This window comes from Mycobacterium sp. 29Ha (genome assembly GCF_032883055.1).
Classification (GTDB): Bacteria; Actinomycetota; Actinomycetes; order Mycobacteriales; family Mycobacteriaceae; genus Mycobacterium; species Mycobacterium gallinarum.
Genome location: NZ_JAMQTI010000004.1, coordinates 74268 through 94755, shown reverse-complemented (window position 1 = coordinate 94755; position 20488 = coordinate 74268). Strand labels below are relative to the sequence as shown.

Annotated in this window: 20 protein-coding genes and 2 pseudogenes; 14 read left to right on the top strand and 8 right to left on the bottom strand. The window is 67.6% G+C overall.

Features of this window, described 5'->3' with window-relative positions; all coding sequences use genetic code 11:
• Positions 1–36 precede the first annotated feature (36 nt).
• A complete protein-coding gene (locus M1248_RS06715; RefSeq protein WP_163731822.1) occupies positions 37–501 on the bottom strand; it encodes a GatB/YqeY domain-containing protein in 465 nt (154 codons plus the stop codon).
• A 155-nt stretch (positions 502–656) separates the two neighbouring features.
• Here M1248_RS06715 and M1248_RS06710 point away from each other — a divergent pair, with 155 nt between their 5' ends.
• From M1248_RS06710 to M1248_RS06690, 5 genes are read left to right on the top strand one after another with little or no spacing between them, the layout of a single operon-like run.
• On the top strand, positions 657–1883 hold the full coding sequence (locus M1248_RS06710) for a hypothetical protein (protein ID WP_317147918.1): 1227 nt from the start codon (positions 657–659) through the stop codon (positions 1881–1883).
• Position 1884: 1 nt separating this feature from the next.
• On the top strand, positions 1885–2538 hold the full coding sequence (locus M1248_RS06705) for a DUF4129 domain-containing protein (RefSeq protein ID WP_317147917.1): 654 nt from the start codon (positions 1885–1887) through the stop codon (positions 2536–2538).
• Positions 2535–3674: a DUF4350 domain-containing protein gene (locus M1248_RS06700; RefSeq protein WP_317147916.1), complete on the top strand. Its 1140-nt coding sequence runs from the start codon at positions 2535–2537 to the stop codon at positions 3672–3674. Before M1248_RS06705 ends, M1248_RS06700 begins: the two co-directional genes overlap by 4 nt.
• Positions 3671–4654 carry an AAA family ATPase gene (locus tag M1248_RS06695; protein ID WP_163731834.1) on the top strand — a complete coding sequence of 328 codons (984 nt, stop codon included), beginning with the start codon at positions 3671–3673 and terminating at the stop codon, positions 4652–4654. Before M1248_RS06700 ends, M1248_RS06695 begins: the two co-directional genes overlap by 4 nt.
• Entirely contained in the window at positions 4654–5976 is a 1323-nt protein-coding gene (locus tag M1248_RS06690) for a DUF58 domain-containing protein (protein WP_317147915.1), read from the top strand. Before M1248_RS06695 ends, M1248_RS06690 begins: the two co-directional genes overlap by 1 nt.
• Here the strand turns inward: M1248_RS06690 and M1248_RS06685 are convergent.
• Positions 5973–6965 (bottom strand): stage II sporulation protein M, encoded by a 993-nt coding sequence (locus tag M1248_RS06685; RefSeq protein WP_317147914.1) that lies wholly within the window; start codon positions 6963–6965, stop codon positions 5973–5975. The genes M1248_RS06690 and M1248_RS06685 overlap by 4 nt on opposite strands.
• Positions 6966–6992: 27 nt before the next feature.
• Between M1248_RS06685 and M1248_RS06680 the strand changes: the two genes are divergently transcribed.
• From M1248_RS06680 to M1248_RS06660, 5 genes and pseudogenes are all read left to right on the top strand, one after another.
• Complete coding sequence (locus M1248_RS06680; protein ID WP_317147913.1) at positions 6993–7880, top strand: RDD family protein; 888 nt, start codon at positions 6993–6995, stop codon at positions 7878–7880.
• Between the two features lie 61 nt (positions 7881–7941).
• Positions 7942–8094 (top strand): annotated as a pseudogene (locus M1248_RS06675) (AraC family transcriptional regulator); the annotation flags it as partial.
• Positions 8095–8130: 36 nt separating this feature from the next.
• Complete coding sequence (locus M1248_RS06670) at positions 8131–8349, top strand: hypothetical protein (RefSeq protein WP_163731847.1); 219 nt, start codon at positions 8131–8133, stop codon at positions 8347–8349.
• Between the two features lie 92 nt (positions 8350–8441).
• Positions 8442–9155, top strand: a complete 714-nt coding sequence (locus tag M1248_RS06665) for a PadR family transcriptional regulator (protein WP_317147912.1) — start codon at positions 8442–8444, stop codon at positions 9153–9155.
• 67 nt (positions 9156–9222) lie between these two features.
• Positions 9223–10095, top strand: a complete 873-nt coding sequence (locus tag M1248_RS06660; RefSeq protein ID WP_317147911.1) for an oxidoreductase — start codon at positions 9223–9225, stop codon at positions 10093–10095.
• Positions 10096–10149: 54 nt separating this feature from the next.
• Here the strand turns inward: M1248_RS06660 and glpK are convergent, their stop codons facing one another.
• Positions 10150–11697 carry a glycerol kinase GlpK gene (glpK, locus tag M1248_RS06655; RefSeq protein WP_174262117.1) on the bottom strand — a complete coding sequence of 516 codons (1548 nt, stop codon included), beginning with the start codon at positions 11695–11697 and terminating at the stop codon, positions 10150–10152.
• A gap of 9 nt (positions 11698–11706) precedes the next feature.
• On the opposite strand from glpK, the gene M1248_RS06650 reads away from it, so the two are divergent.
• From M1248_RS06650 to M1248_RS06635, 4 genes and pseudogenes are all read left to right on the top strand, one after another.
• Positions 11707–12468, top strand: a complete 762-nt coding sequence (locus M1248_RS06650; RefSeq protein ID WP_317147910.1) for a class I SAM-dependent methyltransferase — start codon at positions 11707–11709, stop codon at positions 12466–12468.
• Between the two features lie 9 nt (positions 12469–12477).
• Positions 12478–13953 carry a glutamate--cysteine ligase gene (locus tag M1248_RS06645; RefSeq protein ID WP_317147909.1) on the top strand — a complete coding sequence of 492 codons (1476 nt, stop codon included), beginning with the start codon at positions 12478–12480 and terminating at the stop codon, positions 13951–13953.
• The gene (locus M1248_RS06640) at positions 13950–14384 is read left to right on the top strand and encodes a hypothetical protein (protein WP_232076200.1); all 435 of its coding nucleotides are present in this window, start codon (positions 13950–13952) and stop codon (positions 14382–14384) included. The genes M1248_RS06645 and M1248_RS06640 overlap by 4 nt, the downstream gene beginning before the upstream one ends.
• A 15-nt stretch (positions 14385–14399) precedes the next feature.
• Positions 14400–15115: pseudogene (locus M1248_RS06635) on the top strand (methyltransferase domain-containing protein).
• Here the strand turns inward: M1248_RS06635 and egtE are convergent.
• From egtE to egtA, 5 genes are read right to left on the bottom strand one after another with little or no spacing between them, the layout of a single operon-like run.
• Positions 15112–16233 (bottom strand): ergothioneine biosynthesis PLP-dependent enzyme EgtE, encoded by a 1122-nt coding sequence (egtE, locus tag M1248_RS06630; protein WP_317147908.1) that lies wholly within the window; start codon positions 16231–16233, stop codon positions 15112–15114. The pseudogene M1248_RS06635 and the gene egtE sit on opposite strands and share 4 nt — an antisense overlap.
• On the bottom strand, positions 16233–17198 hold the full coding sequence (gene egtD / locus M1248_RS06625; RefSeq protein WP_163731868.1) for an L-histidine N(alpha)-methyltransferase: 966 nt from the start codon (positions 17196–17198) through the stop codon (positions 16233–16235). Before egtD ends, egtE begins: the two co-directional genes overlap by 1 nt.
• The gene (gene egtC / locus M1248_RS06620) at positions 17198–17887 is read right to left on the bottom strand and encodes an ergothioneine biosynthesis protein EgtC (RefSeq protein ID WP_163731871.1); all 690 of its coding nucleotides are present in this window, start codon (positions 17885–17887) and stop codon (positions 17198–17200) included. Before egtC ends, egtD begins: the two co-directional genes overlap by 1 nt.
• Complete coding sequence (egtB, locus tag M1248_RS06615) at positions 17887–19200, bottom strand: ergothioneine biosynthesis protein EgtB (RefSeq protein WP_163731874.1); 1314 nt, start codon at positions 19198–19200, stop codon at positions 17887–17889. The genes egtC and egtB overlap by 1 nt, the downstream gene beginning before the upstream one ends.
• The gene (gene egtA / locus M1248_RS06610) at positions 19197–20483 is read right to left on the bottom strand and encodes an ergothioneine biosynthesis glutamate--cysteine ligase EgtA (protein WP_163731877.1); all 1287 of its coding nucleotides are present in this window, start codon (positions 20481–20483) and stop codon (positions 19197–19199) included. Before egtA ends, egtB begins: the two co-directional genes overlap by 4 nt.
• Positions 20484–20488 lie beyond the last annotated feature (5 nt).

Below are 20488 nucleotides of genomic sequence, written 5' to 3'. Positions count from 1 at the left end.
GGCTTTCGGGTACCCGGGCGGATGACGACGAAACGGCTACAGCCTGGCCTTCACGGCAGCCGAGAGCCGTGAGCCGTCGGCCTTACCCGCGGCGATCGCAGTGGCGGCCTTCATCACCTGGCCCATCTGCCTCATGCCCGGCCGCTCGCCGATCTCCTCGGCGACCTGCGCGATCGCGGTGTCGACCACATCGGCCACTTCCGCGTCGGTCAGCGGAGTGGGCAGGTACTCGTCGATGACGCGCGCTTCGGCATGCTCGTTGGCGGCCAGCTCACCACGGCCGTTCTGGGTGTAGATCTCCGCGGCCTCCGCGCGCTTCTTGGATTCCTTGGACAGCACCTTCAGCACGTCCGCGTCGGACAGTTCGCGCGCATCCTTGCCCGCCACTTCCTCGGTCTGGATTGCCGCGAGCAGCATCCGCAGCGTCGCGGTCCGCAGTTTGTCCTGCGACTTCATCGCCGCGGTGAGGTCTGCACGCAGTTGCTCTTTGAGTTCTGCCATGCCGCAAACCTACGCCGCACCGCCGGCTGCGGGTCCAGTGCCGAACCGCGCACCGTGATCTCGGTCGACATCGGGCCGCGGTGGCCTCGGTCGGCGCGCTGACACGGCGGTCAGAGACGTTTGTCAATTCGCATCATGATCGACAGGATGGTGCCATGAGCACCGAGGCCGGCAATTCGGGGATCGCCGGACAGCCGCCACCGGGCTACGCACCACCGCCGGCCTACGCACCACCGCCGGGGTACGGACCGCCTCCGGGTTACGGACCACCGCCGGGGTACGGACCGCCTCCGGGCTACGCACCACCGCCGGGGTACGGACCGCCTCCGGGCTACGGACCACCGCCGGGCTACGGCCCCCCTCCGGGGTACGGTCCCCCGCCGGGCTACGGACCACCGATGCAGCCCGTCCTCAAACCGGGCGTCATCCCGCTGCGACCGCTGAGCCTGTCCGACATCTTCAACGGCGCGGTCGCCTACATTCGCGCCAATCCGAAGGCGACGCTGGGATTCACCACCATCGTCGTCGTCGCCAGCCAGTTGATGGCGCTCGTGCTCTCCGTGGGACCGCTCGCCGCCGCCGGCCAGCTAGCGGGGTCGTTCAACAGTGACGAGCTGTCCACCGGCGCCCTGCTCGGCACGTCGCTGTCCAGCTTCGCCGGCGCCGCTGCGACCTGGTTGACCGCGATTCTGCTGAGTGGGCTGCTCACCGTCGTCGTCGGCCGGGCCGTCTTCGGGGCCGGCATCACGATCGGTGAAGCGTGGCAACGCCTCAAGGGGCGACTGTTGGCATTGATCGCGTTCACGCTCATCGAAGGGTTGGGCGTCGCGATTCTGGTCGCCATCGTCTTCGGCCTGATCTTCTGGATCGGGATAGCGTCCAGCGTCACCGCCGCGATCATCGTCGGCCTGCCTCTGGGTCTGCTCTTGATCGCAGCGCTGGTCTATATCTGGGTGGTTCTCAGCTTCGCGCCGCCGCTCATCGTGCTGGAACGCATCGGCATCTTCGCCGCCATCGAGCGGTCGTTCAGGTTGGTGAAGAACGACTTCTGGCGGGTGTTCGGTATCCGGTTGCTCGCCACGATCGCGGTGCAGTTCATCGCCGGCGCGGTCACGATCCCGTTCAGCCTGGGCGGTCAGCTCCTTCTGATGGCGGCCGAGTCGACCGCGATGATGATGCTGTCATTCCTCCTGCTGTCGGTGGGCGGCGTCATCGCCCAGATCATCACCGCCCCATTCCTGGCGGGCGTCGTCGTGCTGCTCTACACCGATCGCCGGATCCGCGCCGAAGCGTTCGACCTCGTACTGCGGACCGGCGCGGCCTACGGGCCGTCCTCGCCGTCCGATTCCACTGACCATCTGTGGCTGACCCGCCAAGCCTGACGTGCCGACGATAGACATCGACAGCGATGCCGCCCACGACGCCGCGCAACGCGAACTGCAAAAACCCATCTACCCCAAGCCGGGCCTGACCGAACGTCTCCTCGAGTGGATCAACGAGTTGCTCTACCGGTTGGCCGACTCCGGATCTCGTCTGCCCGGTGGCTGGTTCACGATTTGTGTTCTGCTGATCCTGCTCGTCGTCGGGATCATCGTCGCGATACGGATCGCACGGCGCACCATGCGGACCGACCGTGGCGGTCGCTACGCGCTGTTCGGCGAACAGGAACTCAGCGCTGCCGAGCACCGGGCCACGGCCGAGCAGTGTGCCGCCGTGGGTGACTGGGCGGTGGCCATCCGTCACCGTCTGAGAGCAGTGGCCCGTGAGCTCGAGGACGCCAGGGTGCTGGATGCCATCCCCGGCCGGACGGCCACCGAGCTCGCGCGCGACGCGGGTAAGGCGATGCCGGCGTTGGTCGCTGAATTGACCATGGCTGCAACCGCATTCAACGATGTCACCTACGGGGAGCGTCCGGGTACCGAAGCCCCGTACCGGATGGTCGCCCAACTCGACGATCACGTACGGTTCAAGACTGCGACGAGTTCCGGTGCCGCCCCCGCCGCCACGCCGTCCTCCGGGTGGGCGGAGGTGCGATGACGAACACGGCCGTCGGGCACACGCTGAAGCAGCGCTGGAGCGCCTCCCGATGGATGCTGTTGTCGCTCGTCGTCGTCATCGCAGTCGCCACGTTGATCACCTATCTGACCGCGCCCCGACTCGGCGGCCCGATGGATCCGGAGTCCACGTCACCTGACGGCACCCATGCACTGGTGACCCTGCTGCGCGAGCACGGCGTCGATGTCGTCGAGGCACCGGATGTCTCGGCGGCCGAAAGTGCCGCGCGGCCCGGCACACTCATCGTTGTGCTGCAGACACTGCAGAACCTCGACGACGACGTCCTGTCGCGGCTGAGCAACCTGCCCGGCGACCGGCTCCTGGTGGCTCCGTCGTCGCGTACCCGTGAAGCGCTGGCTCCCCATATAACGCTCGCCGGGTCCGTTCCCTTCGGCGGCTCCGAACCGGGTTGCGACCTGCGGGAGGCGGCCCGAGCCGGCGTGGTTCAGCTCGGCGTGAGCGACGAATACGAAGCGGTGGATGACTTTTCGATCACCCGCTGCTACGACGGTGCTCTGGTCCGTTATGCCGAGGACGGCCGCACCGTCACGGTCGTCGGCAGCGGCGACTTCATGATGAACGGCGGACTGCTGACCGACGGCAACGCCGCCCTCGCGATGAACCTTGCCGGCACCAACCCGCGCGTGATCTGGTACGCACCGCAGAAGCGCCAAGGCGAATCGGATGCGGGCGCGGAAATCTCCGACCTGGTTCCTCCCGCAGTCGGATGGATCGTGATCCAGCTGTGCCTCGCGATCGCGCTGGTCGCGTTGTGGCGGGGCCGGCGCCTCGGTCCGCTTGTCGCAGAACGGATGCCCGTCGTCGTGCGCGCGTCCGAGACGGTCGAAGGCCGCGGCAGGCTCTATCGATCCCGCCGCGCTCGCGACCGCGCAGCGACGGCCCTGCGCACCGCGACCTTGCAACGGATGCTGCCGCGCCTCGGCCTGTCCACCAACGCCGAGCCGCCCGCGGTAGTCCAGGCGGTGGCGCAGCGGTCCGGGCACCACGCACAGACAGTGGCGCACACACTGTTCGGTCCGCCACCGCAGACCGACGACGACTTGGTCCAGCTCGCCCGTGAACTCGACGACATCGAAAGGCAGGTCGCACAATCGTGACTCAGCCACCTCCAGCTCAGAACTCCGGCGCCGCGGGTGATGCGGCGCGAAATGCGCTGCTGGCCTTGCGCACTGAGATCGCCAAGGCAGTCGTCGGCCAGGAGGCGGTCGTCAGCGGCTTGGTGATCGCCCTACTGTGCCGCGGCCATGTGCTGCTGGAGGGAGTGCCGGGCGTAGCCAAGACCCTGCTGGTGCGCACGCTGGCGGCCGCGCTGCAGCTCGAGTTCAAGCGGGTGCAGTTCACGCCCGACCTGATGCCCGGTGATGTCACGGGTTCACTCGTATATGACGCCCGCACCGCCGAATTCGAGTTCCGCGCCGGTCCGGTGTTCACCAACCTGCTGCTGGCCGACGAGATCAACAGGACTCCGCCCAAGACTCAGGCCGCGCTGCTGGAAGCCATGGAGGAGCGCCAGGTCAGCGTCGACGGTGAACCGCGTCCGTTGCCCGACCCGTTCATCGTTGCGGCGACGCAGAACCCCATCGAGTACGAGGGCACCTATCAGCTGCCCGAAGCACAGCTGGACCGGTTCCTCTTGAAGCTCAACGTTCCCCTGCCGCCGCGGGACCAGGAGATCACGGTCCTCGATCGGCATGCGCGCGGCTTCGACCCTCGCGACCTGTCCGCCGTGCGGCCCGTCGCGGGGCCCGCCGAACTGGCGGCCGGGCGCGCCGCTGTACAACAGGTGCTCGTCGCCGACGAGGTGCTCGGCTACATCGTCGATATCGCAGGGGCTACAAGGCATTCCCCGTCACTGCAGCTAGGTGTGTCGCCGCGCGGGGCGACCGCCCTGCTCGGCACGGCCCGTTCCTGGGCATGGCTTTCGGGCCGCAACTACGTCACTCCCGATGACGTCAAGGCGATGGCGCGGCCGACGTTGCGGCATCGTATCCAGTTGCGTCCGGAGGCCGAGCTCGAAGGCGCTCATCCCGACGGTGTGCTGGACGGGATTCTCGCAGCCGTGCCGGTGCCGCGGTAGTGGTTCTGACCGGCCGTGCCGGCTTGGTGGCACTGGTCTGCGTGCTTCCGGTCGCATTGTCACCGTGGCCGGCAACGGCGTTCGCTGTTCTAGCCGGTGCGCTTGCGACGGCGATCGTGCTCGACGTGCTGCTGGCCGCCAGCACTCGCCAGCTGGCCTTCGCGCGATCCGGTGACACCGCGGCGAGACTGGGGCAGCCCGTCGACGCGGTTCTCGAAGTGGAGAACCCCGGTCGACGACGCTTACGCGGACAGGTCCGCGATGCGTGGTCGCCCAGCGCCAGCGCCGAGCCGCGAATGCACGACGTGGATATTGCTCCAGGACAACGAGTTCGGCTCGTCACCACGCTGCGTCCGGTTCGCAGGGGTGACCAGGGATCGGCGTTGGTGACGGCCCGGTCGATCGGGCCGTTGGGGCTGGCCGGCAGGCAGCACTCGCATCGGGTGCCCTGGCAGATCCGGATCCTTCCACCGTTCCTGTCGCGCAAGCACCTGCCCTCGCGGCTGGCCAGACTTCGCGAGCTGGAAGGGAACACCGCGGTCCTGATCCGCGGTCAGGGTACCGAGTTCGATTCGTTGCGTGAGTACGTCATCGGTGACGATGTCAGGTCAATCGACTGGCGCGCCACCGCCCGTCGAGCCGACGTCGTGGTGCGGACGTGGCGACCCGAGCGTGACCGGCGAGTGGTGATCGTGCTGGACACCGGACGCACATCGGCGGGCCGTGTCGGCGTTGACCCCACCGCCGACGACCCCAGTGGCTGGCCGCGATTGGACTGGTCCATGGATGCCGCGCTGCTGCTGGCCGCGCTTGCAGCGCGCGCAGGCGATCACGTCGACTTCCTCGCTCATGATCGCGTCACCCGGGCGGGACTGTTCAACGCCTCGCGCACCGAACTACTCGCGCAACTGGTCACCGCGATGGCGCCACTGGAACCCGCATTGATCGAGTCCGATGCCAGAGCAATGGTGGCCGCGATACAGCGACGCGTTCGGCGCCGAGCGCTGGTCGTGTTGCTCACCGACCTGAACGCCTCCGCGCTCGACGAGGGTCTGATGGGGGTGCTGCCCCAGTTGTCGGCCAAACATCAGGTTCTGCTGGCCGCGGTCGCCGATCCGCGGGTGGACGCGATGGCCGCGGGACGGGCGGATGCCGCCGAGGTGTACGACGCTGCGGCGGCCGAACGTTCGCGCAACGACCGGCGTTCGATGGCGTCGCGACTGCGGGCGGCCGGGGTCGATGTCGTGGACGCACCACCCGACGAACTGGCACCCGCGCTCGCGGACCACTACCTCGCAATGAAGGCCACCGGCAGGCTCTAGCGCGTCGGTACCACGTCCGGTGCGTCGGAGATGTCGCCGCTCTCCCCTGCAGCGACAGCCCGGCGGCCGAAATAGATTATGTAGCACAGGAAAGCGACTTCGGCCGCCACGCCGATGGCGATGCGCACGAACGTCGGCAGCGGCGACGGCGTCACCAACGACTCGATCAGCCCGGCCACCAGCAAGACGACGATCAGGCCGCCGGCGACCGCAACCACCGCCCGGCCCTGCTCCGCCAGCACCTGCGTCCGAGGCCGATCGCCCGGCGACACGACCGACCAACCGAGCCGCATGCCCACGGCCGCGGCGAGGAACACCGCTGTCAGTTCGATGAGCCCGTGCGGGGTCAGCAGGCCGAGGAAGACGTCGCCCTTGTCCGCGTCGAACATGAAGCCGGCGATCACCCCGAGGTTGAGCGCGTTCTGGAACAGGATGTACGGGATGGGGATGCCGAGCAGGATCGCGAACGCGATGCACTGAGCGGCCACCCATGAGTTGTTGATCCACACCTGCAGGCCGAACGATGCGGCGGGGTTCTCGCTGTAGTAGTTGGCGAAATCCTCGTTCACCAATTGCTCGATCTCGCTTGGTGTTTTGAGGGCCGACTGCACCTCCTGGTTGCCCGACACCCACAGCGCGATCAGCGCGGTGACGAAGAAGAACGCGAAGGCCGTTGCGAGCCACCATCGCCATGAGCGATAGGCGACCACCGGGAACGACACCGTCCAGAACCTAGCGAACTCGCGCCACAGCGGCGCGTGCGCACCCGTCACCACCGACCGTGCGCGCGCGACCAACCCCGACAGCCGCCCGATGAGGACCGAGTCGGTGGACGAGCTGCGCACGATCGACAGGTGGGTGGACACCCGCTGGTAAAGATCGACCAGCTCGTCTACTTCGGCGCCGGTGAGCTTCCGCCGACGCTTGGTCAGCTGCTCCAGCCGCTCCCACGTCGGACGATGCGCCACCACGAACGCGTCGACATCCACGCCACGAATCCTAGTAGCGTGATCGGCATGGTCAGCCAGCAAGAACCCGTGGTGACCGGGGACGCGGTGGTCCTGGATGTTCAGATCGCCCAGCTACCGGTCCGCGCGCTGTCGGCGATCATCGACGTCACCGTGGTCTTCATCCTCTACATCACCGGTGTCGTGTTGTGGGCCACCACACTCACCCAATTCGATCCGGCCTTCTCGGCTGCGGTGCTGATCATTTTCACCGTCCTGACAATCGTGGGGTATCCGGCGATATTCGAGACGACAACCCGTGGCCGTTCGTTGGGCAAGCTGGCGATGGGACTGCGGGTGGTGTCCGACGATGGCAGTCCGGAACGTTTTCGGCAGGCCTTGTTTCGTGCGCTGGCCGGCGTGATTGAAATCTGGATGCTCACCGGCGGGCCGGCGGTGATCTGCAGCCTGGCGTCGTCGAAGGGCAAGCGGATCGGCGACATCTTCGCCGGAACCGTGGTCATCAGTGAACGCGCACCGAGAATGTCGCCGCCTCCGCTGATGCCGCCGCAGCTCGCGTGGTGGGCGTCCACGTTGCAGTTGTCCGGGCTGCATCCCGAGCAGGCCGAACTGGCGCGCCAGTTCCTCTCCCGCGTATCGCAATTGGATCCACAGCTGCGCGATCAGATGGCCTACCGGATCACCAGTGACGTCGTCGCCCAGATATCGCCGCCACCGCCGCCCGGTACCCCACCGCAGTACGTGCTGGCCGCAGTCCTGGCCGAACGCCACCGCCGCGAACTCGCGCGGTTGCAGCCCGCGCCTGCTGGGCCTCCGCCACAATGGCCGCCGAGCCCACCCCCCGTCGTCGGGTACCCGGCTCCGCCGCAGCAGGTTCCGCCGCAGCAGGTTCCGCCACCGTCGTCCGGCCCGGGCGGTTTCGCGCCGCCGAGCTAGCGACGACTCGGTGTCCGTGATCGAAAGATAGTCCCCGTCAACGGTATCGAAGCCCGACGAGCAGGCGACGATCGGTGCGGTCGCCCAGCAGGTCGGGTACAGCACCCCGTTCGCGTCGAGCAGTGCGTTCAAGCGGGCCTATGGGGTCAGCCCGAACACCCACCGCTCCACCGCTTCATCGTCGGCGCACGAACTGGGCTCCTCAGCGCTCTAGGGCCATCCGTCGGTCCGCTGTCTCCGAATCACGAGTATGCAGCGCCTCTACCGCATCACTCAACGCTTGCATGGTGGGCTCACCGTCGAGGTACCGGCGGACGCGATTGCGACGACGGTCTCGGGTTGGCTCGCCGAACTCGGAGCCGACAGTCCATTGGTCGGCGATCTTCAAAGGGCCGTGAGCGCGGGGGACTGGCCTGCGGCGCGGGCCATCGGCGAGTACTTGGCGGTCGATGTGTCGGTGTCGCCCTGACCTTGGACGTTGCATCGCGATAGTTTCCGATATATCGTCAACGTATCGGAAGCGCAGATCGTGCTTCCTGTCCGAAAGAAAAAGAAACAGACATGAACACCCCATTCACACCACCTCAAGGCCCGTTCGCGGGCCGCGGATTCGGCTTCGCGCCCGCCGTCAGTCCTGAAGACCGTCGTACGCTGAACGAACAGCGTCGGCAAGCCCGTCGCGGGTTCCGCGAGCACGTCCGTGAACATCGCGGCGACGCAGGATTCGGTCCCGGTTTCGGCGGCTTCGGCCCCGGCAGCTTCGGTCCCGGCTTCGGCTTCGGCCCCGGTCGTGGCGGTCGGCGCGGCGGACCCCGCGGTGGCGGCCGCGGCAGGCGCGGTGACGTGCGCGCCGCAATCCTGAAGCTGCTCACCGATCGCCCGATGCATGGCTACGAGATGATTCAGGAGATCAACGAACGCAGTCAGCAGCTATGGAAGCCCAGCCCCGGGTCGGTGTACCCGACGCTGCAGCTGCTGGTCGACGAGGGCCTGCTCGTCGCGACGGAGACCGAGGGCAGCAAGAAGCTCTTCGAGCTCACCGATCAAGGCCGGGCCGCCGCAGCGAAGATCGAGACGGCTCCGTGGGACGCAATAGCCGAGGGTTGGAAAGAAGAAGCTCCGGGCGCAGTCAGCCTGCGCGCCGCCGTTGGCCAGCTGATGGGAGCGGTCGCGCAGTCGGCGCACGCTGCATCCGCCGAACAGCAGCAGCGCATTGTCGACATCGTCAACAACGCCCGCCGCGAGATCTACGGCATCTTGGGCGAAGCCGACTAGCGATCTGTGCACGTTTGGGAGCGCCCACCGCTCCTAAACGTGCACAACTCGCGTATAGCGTGGCGCCATGGACACCTTCCCGCTGGGCTCTTTCAATGTCGGGCGCGTCGGCTACGGCGCCATGCAACTACCCGGGCCGGGAGTCTTCGGTCCGCCGCGAGACCATGACGAGGCGATCGCGGTCCTGCGCCGCGTCATCGAGTTGGGCATCAACCACATCGATACGTCGCAGTTCTACGGGCCCGATGTGTCCAATCAGCTGATCCGCGAAGCGCTGCACCCCTACCCCGCCGACCTCGCGCTCGTGAGCAAGGTCGGCGCCCGACGCGATGAGACCGGCGCGTGGCTGCCCGCCCAGGAGCCCGATGACCTGCGCGCCGACATCGAGGAGAATCTGCAGACGCTGGGGACCGACCGCCTGGCCGCGGTCAACCTTCGCATTCATGCCGGCGATCCGAGCTCGGTCGGTCTTGTCGATCGCGAGTTGTTCGACCGTCAGCTCACCGCCATGATCAAGGTCCGTGATGAAGGGCTCATCGGAGGCATCGGACTGTCCAGCATCGGTCCCGAGCATCTGCGAATCGCGTTGGACCGCACCGAGATCGTGACAGTCCAGAACGCCTACAACCTCGTTGACCGAACCTCGCAGCCGGTGCTCGAGGCATGTGTCGAGCACGGCATCTCGTTCGTGCCGTTCTTCCCGCTCGGGTCGGCGTTCAGCCCAGACAATCCGGTGCTCGGCCATCCTGCCGTCAAGAGCGAGGCGGAGAAACTGGGCCGCACGCCCGCGCAGATCGCGCTCGCGTGGACGCTGTCCGTCGCGCCGAACGTGCTGCTGATACCGGGCACATCGTCGGTGGCGCATCTCGAGGAGAACACCGCCGTCCGCGACATCACGCTCGACGACGAGACCAAACGACAGCTCGACGCCGCCGCCTGATTGCGATTTCGGTGTCGCCGGTAGCGCATACCGCGACCAACTACACCGAAATCGCTAGTCGACGTCGACCCAATCGAGCGTGCGCTGCACGGCCTTTTGCCAGCCGGCGTACCCGTCGGCGCGCTGCTCGTCGCTCCACGCCGGGGTCCAGCGGCTGCCTTCCTGCCAATTGGCCCGCAGGTCATCGGGATTCTCCCAGAAGCCGACGGCGAGACCGGCCGCGTAGGCGGCACCCAGCGCCGTCGTCTCGGCGACGACGGGCTTGACCACCTCGACGCCGAGGACGTCGGCCTGGATCTGCATGCACAGGTCGTTGGCGGTGATACCGCCGTCGACCTTGAGTACCTCCATGTGCACGCCGGAGTCGGCCTCCATCGCGTCGACGACGTCGCGGCTCTGGTAGCAGATCGCCTCCAGCGTCGCGCGCGCCAGATGTGCGTTGGTGTTGAACCGCGACAGACCGACGATCGCGCCGCGCGCATCCGAACGCCAATACGGCGCAAAGAGTCCCGAGAACGCGGGCACGAAGTAGACGCCGCCGTTGTCCTCTACCTGACGGGCCAGCGACTCGCTCTCCGATGCGCCGCTGATGATGCCGAGCTGGTCGCGCAGCCACTGCACCGCGGAGCCGGTGACGGCGATCGAACCCTCGAGCGCGTAGACGGGTTTCGCGTCCGCGAACTGATAACACACCGTCGTGAGTAATCCGTTCTCCGAGCGGACGATCTTCTCGCCGGTATTGAGCAGCAGGAAATTGCCTGTGCCATAAGTGTTTTTGGCTTCACCCGCGTCGAGGCACACCTGACCTACCATGGCGGCCTGCTGGTCACCCAGGATGCCGGTGATCGGCACTTCGCCGCCGACCGGGCCACCCTCCAGGGTGCTGCCGTAGGAGTCCGGGTAAGACGACGGCTTGATCGCGGGCAGCATCTGACGCGGAATGTCGAAGAACGACAACAGTTCGTCGTCCCAGTCGAGCGTTTCGAGGTTCATCAGCATCGTGCGACTGGCATTGGTCACGTCGATGGCGTGCACACCGCCGCGGGCGCCGCCGGTGAGATTCCACAGCACCCACGAGTCCGTGGTTCCGAAGATCGCGTCGCCGCTCTCGGCGTCGCGGCGCACCCCGTCGACGTTCTCCAGAATCCACTGCAGCTTGCCTCCGGAGAAGTAGGTCGCGGGCGGCAGTCCTGCCTTGCGCCGAATCACGTCGCCGCGCCCGTCGCGGTCCAACGCGGTGGCGATTCGGTCGGTACGGGTGTCTTGCCACACGATCGCGTTGTAGTACGGCCGTCCAGTTTTGCGGTTCCACACCAGCGAGGTCTCCCGCTGATTGGTGATACCCAGTGCCGCCAGGTCGGTGGCCGACAGGTTGGCCTTGTTCAGCGCTGACTGGATGACAGCCCCGGTGCGTTCGGTGATCTCGACGGGGTTGTGCTCGACCCAGCCGGCCTTGGGCAGGATCTGTTCGTGCTCGAGCTGATGACGCCCCACCTCGGCGCCGTCGTGGTCGAAGATCATGCACCGGGTGCTGGTGGTGCCCTGGTCAATGGCGGCGACGAACTCGGCCAACTCAAGCTCCCCTCGTAACGGCGACTCCAATCGACCATCATGGTCTACGTGGCCAAGCCGATCGTCGACATTGACCGCATGCCCCGCGGCGGGCCGGACGCATCGTGCCTGGACCGGCTGCTCGAGACCGACCGGCAGGAGTACCTGGACCGCGATGACGTAGAAGAGGGCGTCAAACGCAGCGTGATCCGCGCGCTGGAGTGGACCGGAGAACGCTTCGGGAACACCGAGAACTTCGCGCGGATCGCGCTGGAGGAAGTCGCTGACGTTGCGGATCCCAAGATCCTCGAGCTCGGCGCCGGCCACGGCGGGCTGTCGCGGAAATTGCTGGATTGGCATCCCACCGCCGAACTCACCGTCACCGACGTCGAGCCCGCGTCCGTCGCGAAAATGGCGGCGAGCGACCTCGGCGACAACCCGCGCGCGACAGTTCGCGAAATGGACGCCACCGCCATCGACGCGCCCGACGGACACTTCGACCTCGCGGTGTTCGCGCTGTCGTTCCACCACCTGCCGCCCTCGGCCGCGTCCCGGGTGTTCGCCGAGGGCACGCGCGCCGCCGACAAACTGGTGATCATCGATCTGCCCCGACCGCCGGCGCCGCTGCACCTGCTCCGGCTCGCCGCGATGTTGCCGTTCGCGCCGTTCATACCGTTCGTTCATGACGGGGTGATCAGCTCACTGCGCACTTACAGTCCGTCGGCGCTGCGGACGCTGGCCGAACATGCCGATCCAGCGATCAGCGTGGAACTGCGCGGCGGGCTGATGAATCCGCAGGTTGTGGTGGCCACCCGCCGATAGGCTCGGATCGTGGGCGAAGAAGTGCAGGACACCGAGTACTCCCTCGCGCACCGCCGCGAGTACCGGCGCAAGGTGCAGCAGTGCCTCGACGTCTTCGAAACCATGCTTAAGGAGTCCAGTTTCGAGTTCGAACGGCCGCTGACCGGCATGGAGATCGAGTGCAACCTCGTCGACTCCGCGTACCAGCCCGCCATGACGAATCACGAAGTGCTGCAGGCGATCGCCGATCCGGCGTATCAGACCGAATTGGGCGCCTACAACATCGAATTCAATGTTCCACCGCGCCGGCTGCCCGGCCGCGCCGCACTCGAGCTCGAAGCCGATGTGCGGGCCAGCCTCAACGCGGCCGAAGCCAAGGCCAATGGGCATGACGCGCACATCGTCATGGTCGGCATCCTGCCGACCCTGATGCCCGAGCACCTCACGGGGCGGTGGATGAGCGAGTCGGTGCGCTACCAGGCGCTCAACGACTCGATCTTCACCGCGCGCGGCGAGGACATCCTGATCGACATCAACGGGCCGGAACGGCTCAGCCTGCAGACCGAGTCGATCGCGCCGGAGTCCGCGTGCACCAGCATGCAACTGCACCTGCAGGTTTCCCCGGCCGACTTCGCGCACAACTGGAACGCGGCGCAGGTGCTGGCCGGTCCGCAGCTGGCGCTGGGCGCCAACTCGCCGTTCTTCTACGGGCACCAGCTGTGGGCCGAGACGCGCATCGAGCTGTTCGCGCAGGCCACCGACACCCGGCCCGACGAGCTCAAGACCCAGGGTGTGCGGCCCCGCGTGTGGTTCGGCGAACGCTGGATCACCTCGATCTTCGACCTGTTCGAGGAGAACGTCCGCTACTTCCCGTCGCTGCTGCCCGAGATGTCCGACGAGGACCCGTCCCACGAGCTGGCCGAGGGCCGCACCCCCAAGCTGGCCGAACTGCGGCTGCACAACGGCACGATCTACCGGTGGAACCGGCCCGTGTACGACGTCGTCGAAGGTAGGCCCCACCTTCGGGTGGAGAACCGGGTGCTGCCCGCCGGGCCGACGGTGGTCGACATGATGGCCAACGCCGCGTTCTACTACGGCGTGCTCCGGACCATGGCCGAGGACGACAGGCCCATCTGGACGAAGATGAGTTTTGCTGCGGCCCAACATAATTTCGTCGAATCCGCGCAGAACGGCATGAACGCGCGGCTGTATTGGCCCGGCCTCGGTGAGGTGACACCCGACGAGCTGGTGCTGCGGCAGCTGCTGCCGATGGCCGACGAGGGGCTGCAACGTTGGGAGGTGTCCGCCGACGTCCGCGACCGCTACCTCGGTGTGATCGAGGGCCGCGCGAAGACCGGTGTCAGCGGGTCCGTTTGGCAGATCGCGACGGTGCACGCGCTGCAGGAGGGTGGGCTGTCGCGGCCGGACGCGCTGGCAGAGATGCTGCGGCTCTACTGCGAACGCATGCACAGCAACGAGCCCGTGCATACGTGGGATGTCCTGTGAAGACGTGGATCGTCGTCGCGACACTGATGCTCGGGCTGACGGGATGCCAGAGCCGCGCCGCGCAGGCCGATCCGATCGAGGCAGGGCTTGATCAGGAGTTCGCGCTGCACGGTGGACGGCAGGTCGCGATCCGCGACGCCGACCTGCGGCTCCGGTTCACCGACGTGCTGGAGGATTCGCGCTGCCCGACCGACGTCGAATGTTTCTGGACGGGGCAGGCGCGCATCACCGTTGACGCTGAACTCGGTCGGGATGCACCGGCGTCCCTGGAGTTCAACACCAATCCCGCCCCCGGGCAGGGGACGCTGACGAACGACGTCGGCGGCTATGTCATCGAGTTGCGCTCGCTCGACCCGTATCCGAAGACACCCGACGATTCGCCGGCCCTTTCGGATTACAGCGCAACGCTGGTGGTGCGAAAGGTCGCGTGAACTACGTTGGATGCCATGGCATCAGACGACGTGATGGAATGGGACGACGCCTACCAGGAAGTGGCCAATTCCAAGGGCCGCCGCCGTGGAACATCGGTGAGCCGCAGCCGGAGCTCGCTGCGTTGATCAGGAGCGGGAAGATCCGCGGCGACGTGCTCGACGCCGGGTGTGGAGTCGCAGAATTGTCGCTGGCGTTGGCCGCCGAGGGTCACACGGTCGTCGGGATCGACCTGACGCCGACGGCCGTCGCGGCTGCCACCAGGGCCGCCGAGGAGCGCGGTTTGACCAGCGCGTCGTTCGTCCAGGGCGACATCACGTCGTTCACCGGATACGACGGACGGTTCAACACGATCGTGGACAGCACCCTGTTTCATTCGCTGCCGGTAGACGGCCGCGACGGGTATCTGCATTCGGCGTACCGGGCGGCAGCCCCGGGGGCGGTGTTCTACATACTCGTGTTCGCCAACGGGGCGTTCCCGCCGGGAGCGGAATTCGGCCCGAACACCGTCAGCGAGGAGGAGCTGCGCCAAGCCGTCTCGAAGTACTGGATCATCGACGAGATCCGGCCCGCGTTCATCCACGCCAACATGTCCTCAGCCATGCCCGCCGACGCCCCGTTCACGTTGCCGCCCTTCGAGAACGACGACAAGGGCAGGCAGAAAATGCCCGCGTTTCTGCTCACCGCGCACAAGGGCGACACCGGAGCCGCGCAGCCGGCGACATCCGCCTAGGTCAAAGCCGCCAGCGCCTTGACGAACTGCTCGAGGTCTTCAGCGGTGACATCGACGTGCGGTGACGCCCGAAGCACGGGCGCCGCCATCTCGAACGGGGCCCGCAGCGTCTCGGCGTAGGTGGTGACGATGCCGTGCTCGGCGATCAGCTGCGCCCGCACCTGCTGCGGGTCGGCCCCGTCGACGGGCTCCAGTGTCGTGATCGCCGTCGGTTCGTCGGCCGCCTCGACCACCCGCCAGCCCCTGACATCGGCAAGGGCCTCGCGCGTCATCGCGCCCACCTCGGCAAGCCGTTCGCCGACCCGTTCGGGTCCGGCCGCCAGGTACTCGCCCAGCGCCACCGAATAGCCAACGCGGGCAGCCACATTGGCTTCACCGTGTTCGAGCCGTTCCATGACGGTGAGCGACATGCCCCACTCCGGCGGGGGCAGCCGAGGTTTGAGTCGCTGCGCCAGATCCGCGCGCACCCCCAAAAATCCGACACCGCGTGGACCGGCCACCCACTTGCGTGACGAACTGTAGATCGCCGAAGGCGCGACGGCGCAGTCGAGATGGCCCAGCGCCTGCGCCGCGTCGATCACCAGCGGAACGTCCAGGTCTCGGCACACGTCCGCCAGCGCCGCCATCGGCTGGGCGGTACCGCGGTGGCTGGCCAAGGCCGTCAGGTGCACCAGCGGTGGCCGGTCGGCCTTCAGTGTCTCGGCGGCGGCCTCGACGTCGAGCCGGCCGTCAGCGTCGACGGGCAGCGGGCGTACGTCAAAACCGTTGGCGGCCATGATCGCCAGGTTCGGTCCGTACTCACCGGGCAGACAGGCCAGGGTGCGCTCACCCGGCCAGCTGGACAGCAGCATGTCGAGCGCGTTGTTGGCGCCGGTGGTGTAGGCGATGTCGGCACCCTCCAGACCGGTCAGCGCGCCGAGCGCTGCACGACCGGCGTCCAGCACCGGGGCGGCGGCCGCGGCGGCGACATATCCGCCGACCTCGGCTTCGTGACGGGCATGCTGCGCCGCGGCGTCGATGACCGCGAACGTCTGCCGCGAGCACGCCGCACTGTCCAGATGCACACCCGCAACGGGCGGCCTGGCCGCGCGCCACTGCTCGGCGAGGCTCTCGGACATCACCGCTCCGACAGTGACAGGCCGAAGTCACCGGCGCTGTCGGTCCACCAATGTGTCCGGCGCAGGCCGGAGTCGGCCAGTTCGGCGGCGACGCCGTCAGGGCGGAACTTGCACGACACCTCGGTGAGCATCTCCTCACCGTCGGCGAACTCGATCGCGAGGTCGAGTGCCTTCACCTGCACCCGCTGGGCGTGGCCGGCGCGCAGCCACATCTCTATGCGCTCCTCGTCGGTGTTCCATTTCGCGATGTGCTCGAACGAGTCGAGGTCGAAGTCCGCGTCCAGCTCACGGTTGACCACGGCCAGCACGTTGCGGTTGAACTGTGCGGTGACGCCTGCGCTGTCGTCGTAAGCGCGCACCAGTCGATCGGCGTCCTTGACCAGATCGGTGCCCAGCAGCAGACTGTCGCCGGGCTGCAGCGTCTCCGCCAACGCGGTGAGGAACTCGGCGCGCGGCCCGGGCGTGAGGTTTCCGATCGTCGACCCGAGGAAGACGACCAGCCGGCGGCCAACCCGGGGGATCTTGCCCAGATGCTCCTCGAAGTCGCCGCACACCGCGTCGATCTCGATGCCCGGGTATTCCTTCTCGATGGCGGATCCGGCGGCCTTGAGTACCGACGCGTCGACGTCGAACGGTATGAACCGCCGCAGGGATCCGTTGTCGCGCAGGGCATCGAGCAGCATACGGGTCTTCTCCGACGTGCCGCTGCCCAGCTCGACGAGCGTGTCCGCCCCCGACGCGGCCACGATCTCGGCCGACCGCTCGCGCAGGATCTGCGCCTCGGTGCGCGTGGGATAGTACTCGGGCAAACGGGTGATCTGGTCGAACAGATCGCTACCCGCGGAGTCATAGAACCACTTGGGCGGCAACGATTTCGGGGTCTGCGTCAAACCGTCGCGCACATCGCGGCGCAGCGCTTGTCCTGCCGAGTCGGCTGACAAGTAGTTCGAGAGGGCGAACGTCATCACGATCCTTTCAGCGGGATCAGTTCGATGTCCCGGCCGAGAACCGAGACCAGGTGGCGATCGGGGATTTCCTGCCAGCCGGGGTTGTCATCGTAGGGCTCGCTGGCCAACACGACGCCGTCGTCACGTCTCAGCGCCGAAAGGGTGTCGCCCCACGTGGTGGCCAGCAGGCGAGAACCGTTGCCCGCCAGTATGTTCAGGCGGGCATTGGGGTCCGCGGCGGCGACCTCGACGATGGTGTCCCCGAGCGCGTCCAGCCCGCGCTCGAAGATCAGCGCCGCCAACACCGCGCTATCGCAGGTCGATTCGGCCTTCGCCGACAACGGCAGGACCGCGCGGTCGACGAGCCCGTTGTGCGACAGCAGCCAGTGACCGTCGGTGAAAGGTGCCGACGCCGACGGCTCGATGGGCATGCCGACGCTCGCAGAGCGTACGGCCGCGACGATGCACCCGCTGCGCAACGCGGGCGCCACCGACGCGAACGATGCGTCTCCCCACAGCGGTGCGGCGCTGCGCCAGCGTCGCGGTGTGTGTTCGTCGAAGAACCCGACCCCCCAGCCGTCGGCGTTCATCAGGCCATGCTTCTGTCGCCGCGGTGAATACGACTGCACCAGAAGGCCGTTCGCCGGCTCCAGCAGCAGTGACGCGACGGACACCGACCTGCCGAGCCAGCCGAGGTGACGGCACATCAGGCTCGATCTTCCTCGACGGACCACGCCAGACGCACACCGGAGAAGATCTGCCTGCGGATCGGATGGTCCCAGTTGCGGAAGCTGGGCCGCAGGATGCTCGGCGCGACCGCCCACGACCCGCCGCGCAGCACCTTGTAGTCGCCATCCCCAGACCCCTCGAAGAACGGGGCGGAGTACTGCTCGTAGAGCATCGGGGTGAAGCCCGGCCACGGCCGCAGCGGCGACGTGGTCCACTCCCACACGTCGCCCAGCATCTGTTCGGCGCCGTACGCCGATGCGCCCGCCGGATACGCGCCCACCGGCGCGGGCCGCAGCGCGTCGCCGCCGAGGTTCGCCAGATGTGCCGTCGGTTCCGACGATCCCCAGGGATAGCGGCGTCGTGCCTGCACCGCGGGATCCCATGCGCAGGCCTTCTCCCACTCCTGCTCGGTGGGTAGCCGCGCACCCGCCCATGCGGCGTATGCCTCGGCTTCGAAGAAGGTGACGTGCTGGACGGGTTCGTCGGCGGGGATGGCCTCGACATGTCCGAAGCGGGTGCGGGTACCGTCCAGGTTCCAGAATTGCGGCGCCCGCAGATCCGAGTCCTGCCGGTGCGCCCAGCCGCGTTCGGACCACCAGTGCCGTTGGTCGTAGCCGCCGTCGTCGACGAAGTCGCGCCACTCGCCGTTGGTGACGGGCACCGTGCCGATGCGGAAGGCGGGCAGGTCGACCACGTGCGCGCAACGCTCGTTGTCCAGCGAGTGCGGCTCGGTGACCGCGTCCACTCCGAGGACGAACTCACCGCCGGGGACGAGCACCGACGTACCCGCGACGCCGGCCCGGCCCGACGGCAGCGGCGTTCCCCGGTTCAGCAGCGCGGGCCCGGTCCGCAGGTTCAGCGCCTGCAGCATGGTCTCGTCGTGCTGGTTCTCATGGCTGACCACCAGACCGAAGACGAACTCCGCCTCAGAATCCGCGCGGCCTTCGGGCAACGCGTCGAGGCGGTCGAGCGCCTTGTTGCGCACGGTCGAGCAGTACGACCTGGCTTCGGCCGGCGACAGCAACGGTAGGTCAACGCGGCTGGCGCGGGAGTTGAGGAACGCGTCGTAGCACCGCTCCACCGCGGGATCGAGGAGTCCTGGCCGGCCGGGGTCGTTGCCCCGCAGCAGCCACAGCTCTTCCTGCCAGCCGATGTGGGCGAGGTCCCACACGAGCGGGCTCATCAACGGGTCGTACTGGCGGTGAAGTTCGGCGTCGTCGAACTCGACCAGCCGCAGAGTCCGGTCGCGGGCCGTCGTGAGTTCGCGGGCGAGTCTCTCGCGTACCGTCACAACTCCCCTTGCGCCAGTTGCGTGACCGCCGGTGCGATCCCGTACTTCACGACCCGGTCGGAGAAATCGTCGGCCGGGCACCGTCCCTGTTCCACCGAACGCACCAACTGCTGCATCGATTCCTCGAGTTCGGCGGGCGCACGTTCGGCGGCCGCCTGCACACATACCGCGGCGGCGTCGGCGAGCCTGCGGTCACCGAGGCCAATCTGCGCGGCGCGGTCCCACGCCGTCGCAACGGATTCGGTGGCCTCCGCGGCGATATCGGCCGCCGCCGGATCGTCGAGCAGCGTGACGAGCGTGAACACCACGGCGGGCCACACTGCGTCCGGGACGCTGTCGAGGTAGCGGATCTCGAGCCAGCGCCGCGGCCGGACGGGCGGGAACAGCGTGGTCAGGTGGTAATCCAAATCGCTGCGCGTCGGCCTGCGGTCGCCGAGCAGCACGCGGCCGTCAGCCCAGTCGGCGAACGGCACCCACGTGGTCAGCGGGATCACCTCGGGACTCTTGACGAGCATGACCGGCGCCTTCAGCGCGTAGCGGGCCCAGTCGCGGGCCGGGTCGTCACCGCTGGCGCCGAGGACGGGTCCGCAGCGCGCCGAGTCCAGCTGACTCCATACGTGTTGGCGTGCCGACCGCCATCCGGCGAACTTGCCACCGAGCAGGGGTGAGTTGGCGGCGATCGCGATCATGGTCGGCCCGAGTGCGTGCGCGAGCCGCACCCGGTCGGCCCAGCCAGCGTGTGGACCCGCGTCGACGTTGATCTGGATCGACGCCGTCGACGTCATCATGGCCGCGCCGGCGGCTCCGGTGTCGCTGGCCTTGAAGAACGTCTCCATCGCCTGGTAGCGAGCTCCGGGGTTGACGCGTTTGGCCGGCCGCAGCGGATCGGCGCCGAGCAGCACCAGCCCCAGACCCGCCTGCGCGAACGTCGCGCGCAGCGCGGCACGGTCGGCCTGCATCGCGGCGATGGCCGGCAGCGGACCGACCATCGGCGGACCCGACAACTCGACGGCACCGCCGGGTTCGACGGTCACCGCACTACCCCCGGGCAACGCCGAAATGCCACCGATGATCTCGGTGATTTCATTCCAGCCAGGCCGGCGCGTGGGCTCCGCCAGGTCGAAGCAATGCGCCTCGACCTCCAGGCCCACCCGGCCTACGGGACCGTCGTTCAGACAGTGGTCACTGATGTGGCGGTGCGCGTCGTTGGCGCTGGTCAGTTCGCCATTCGGGGGTTCGATCGGATGTGCGTCGTCCACCTCGGACGTCATGGCGAAGGTCATGTCTT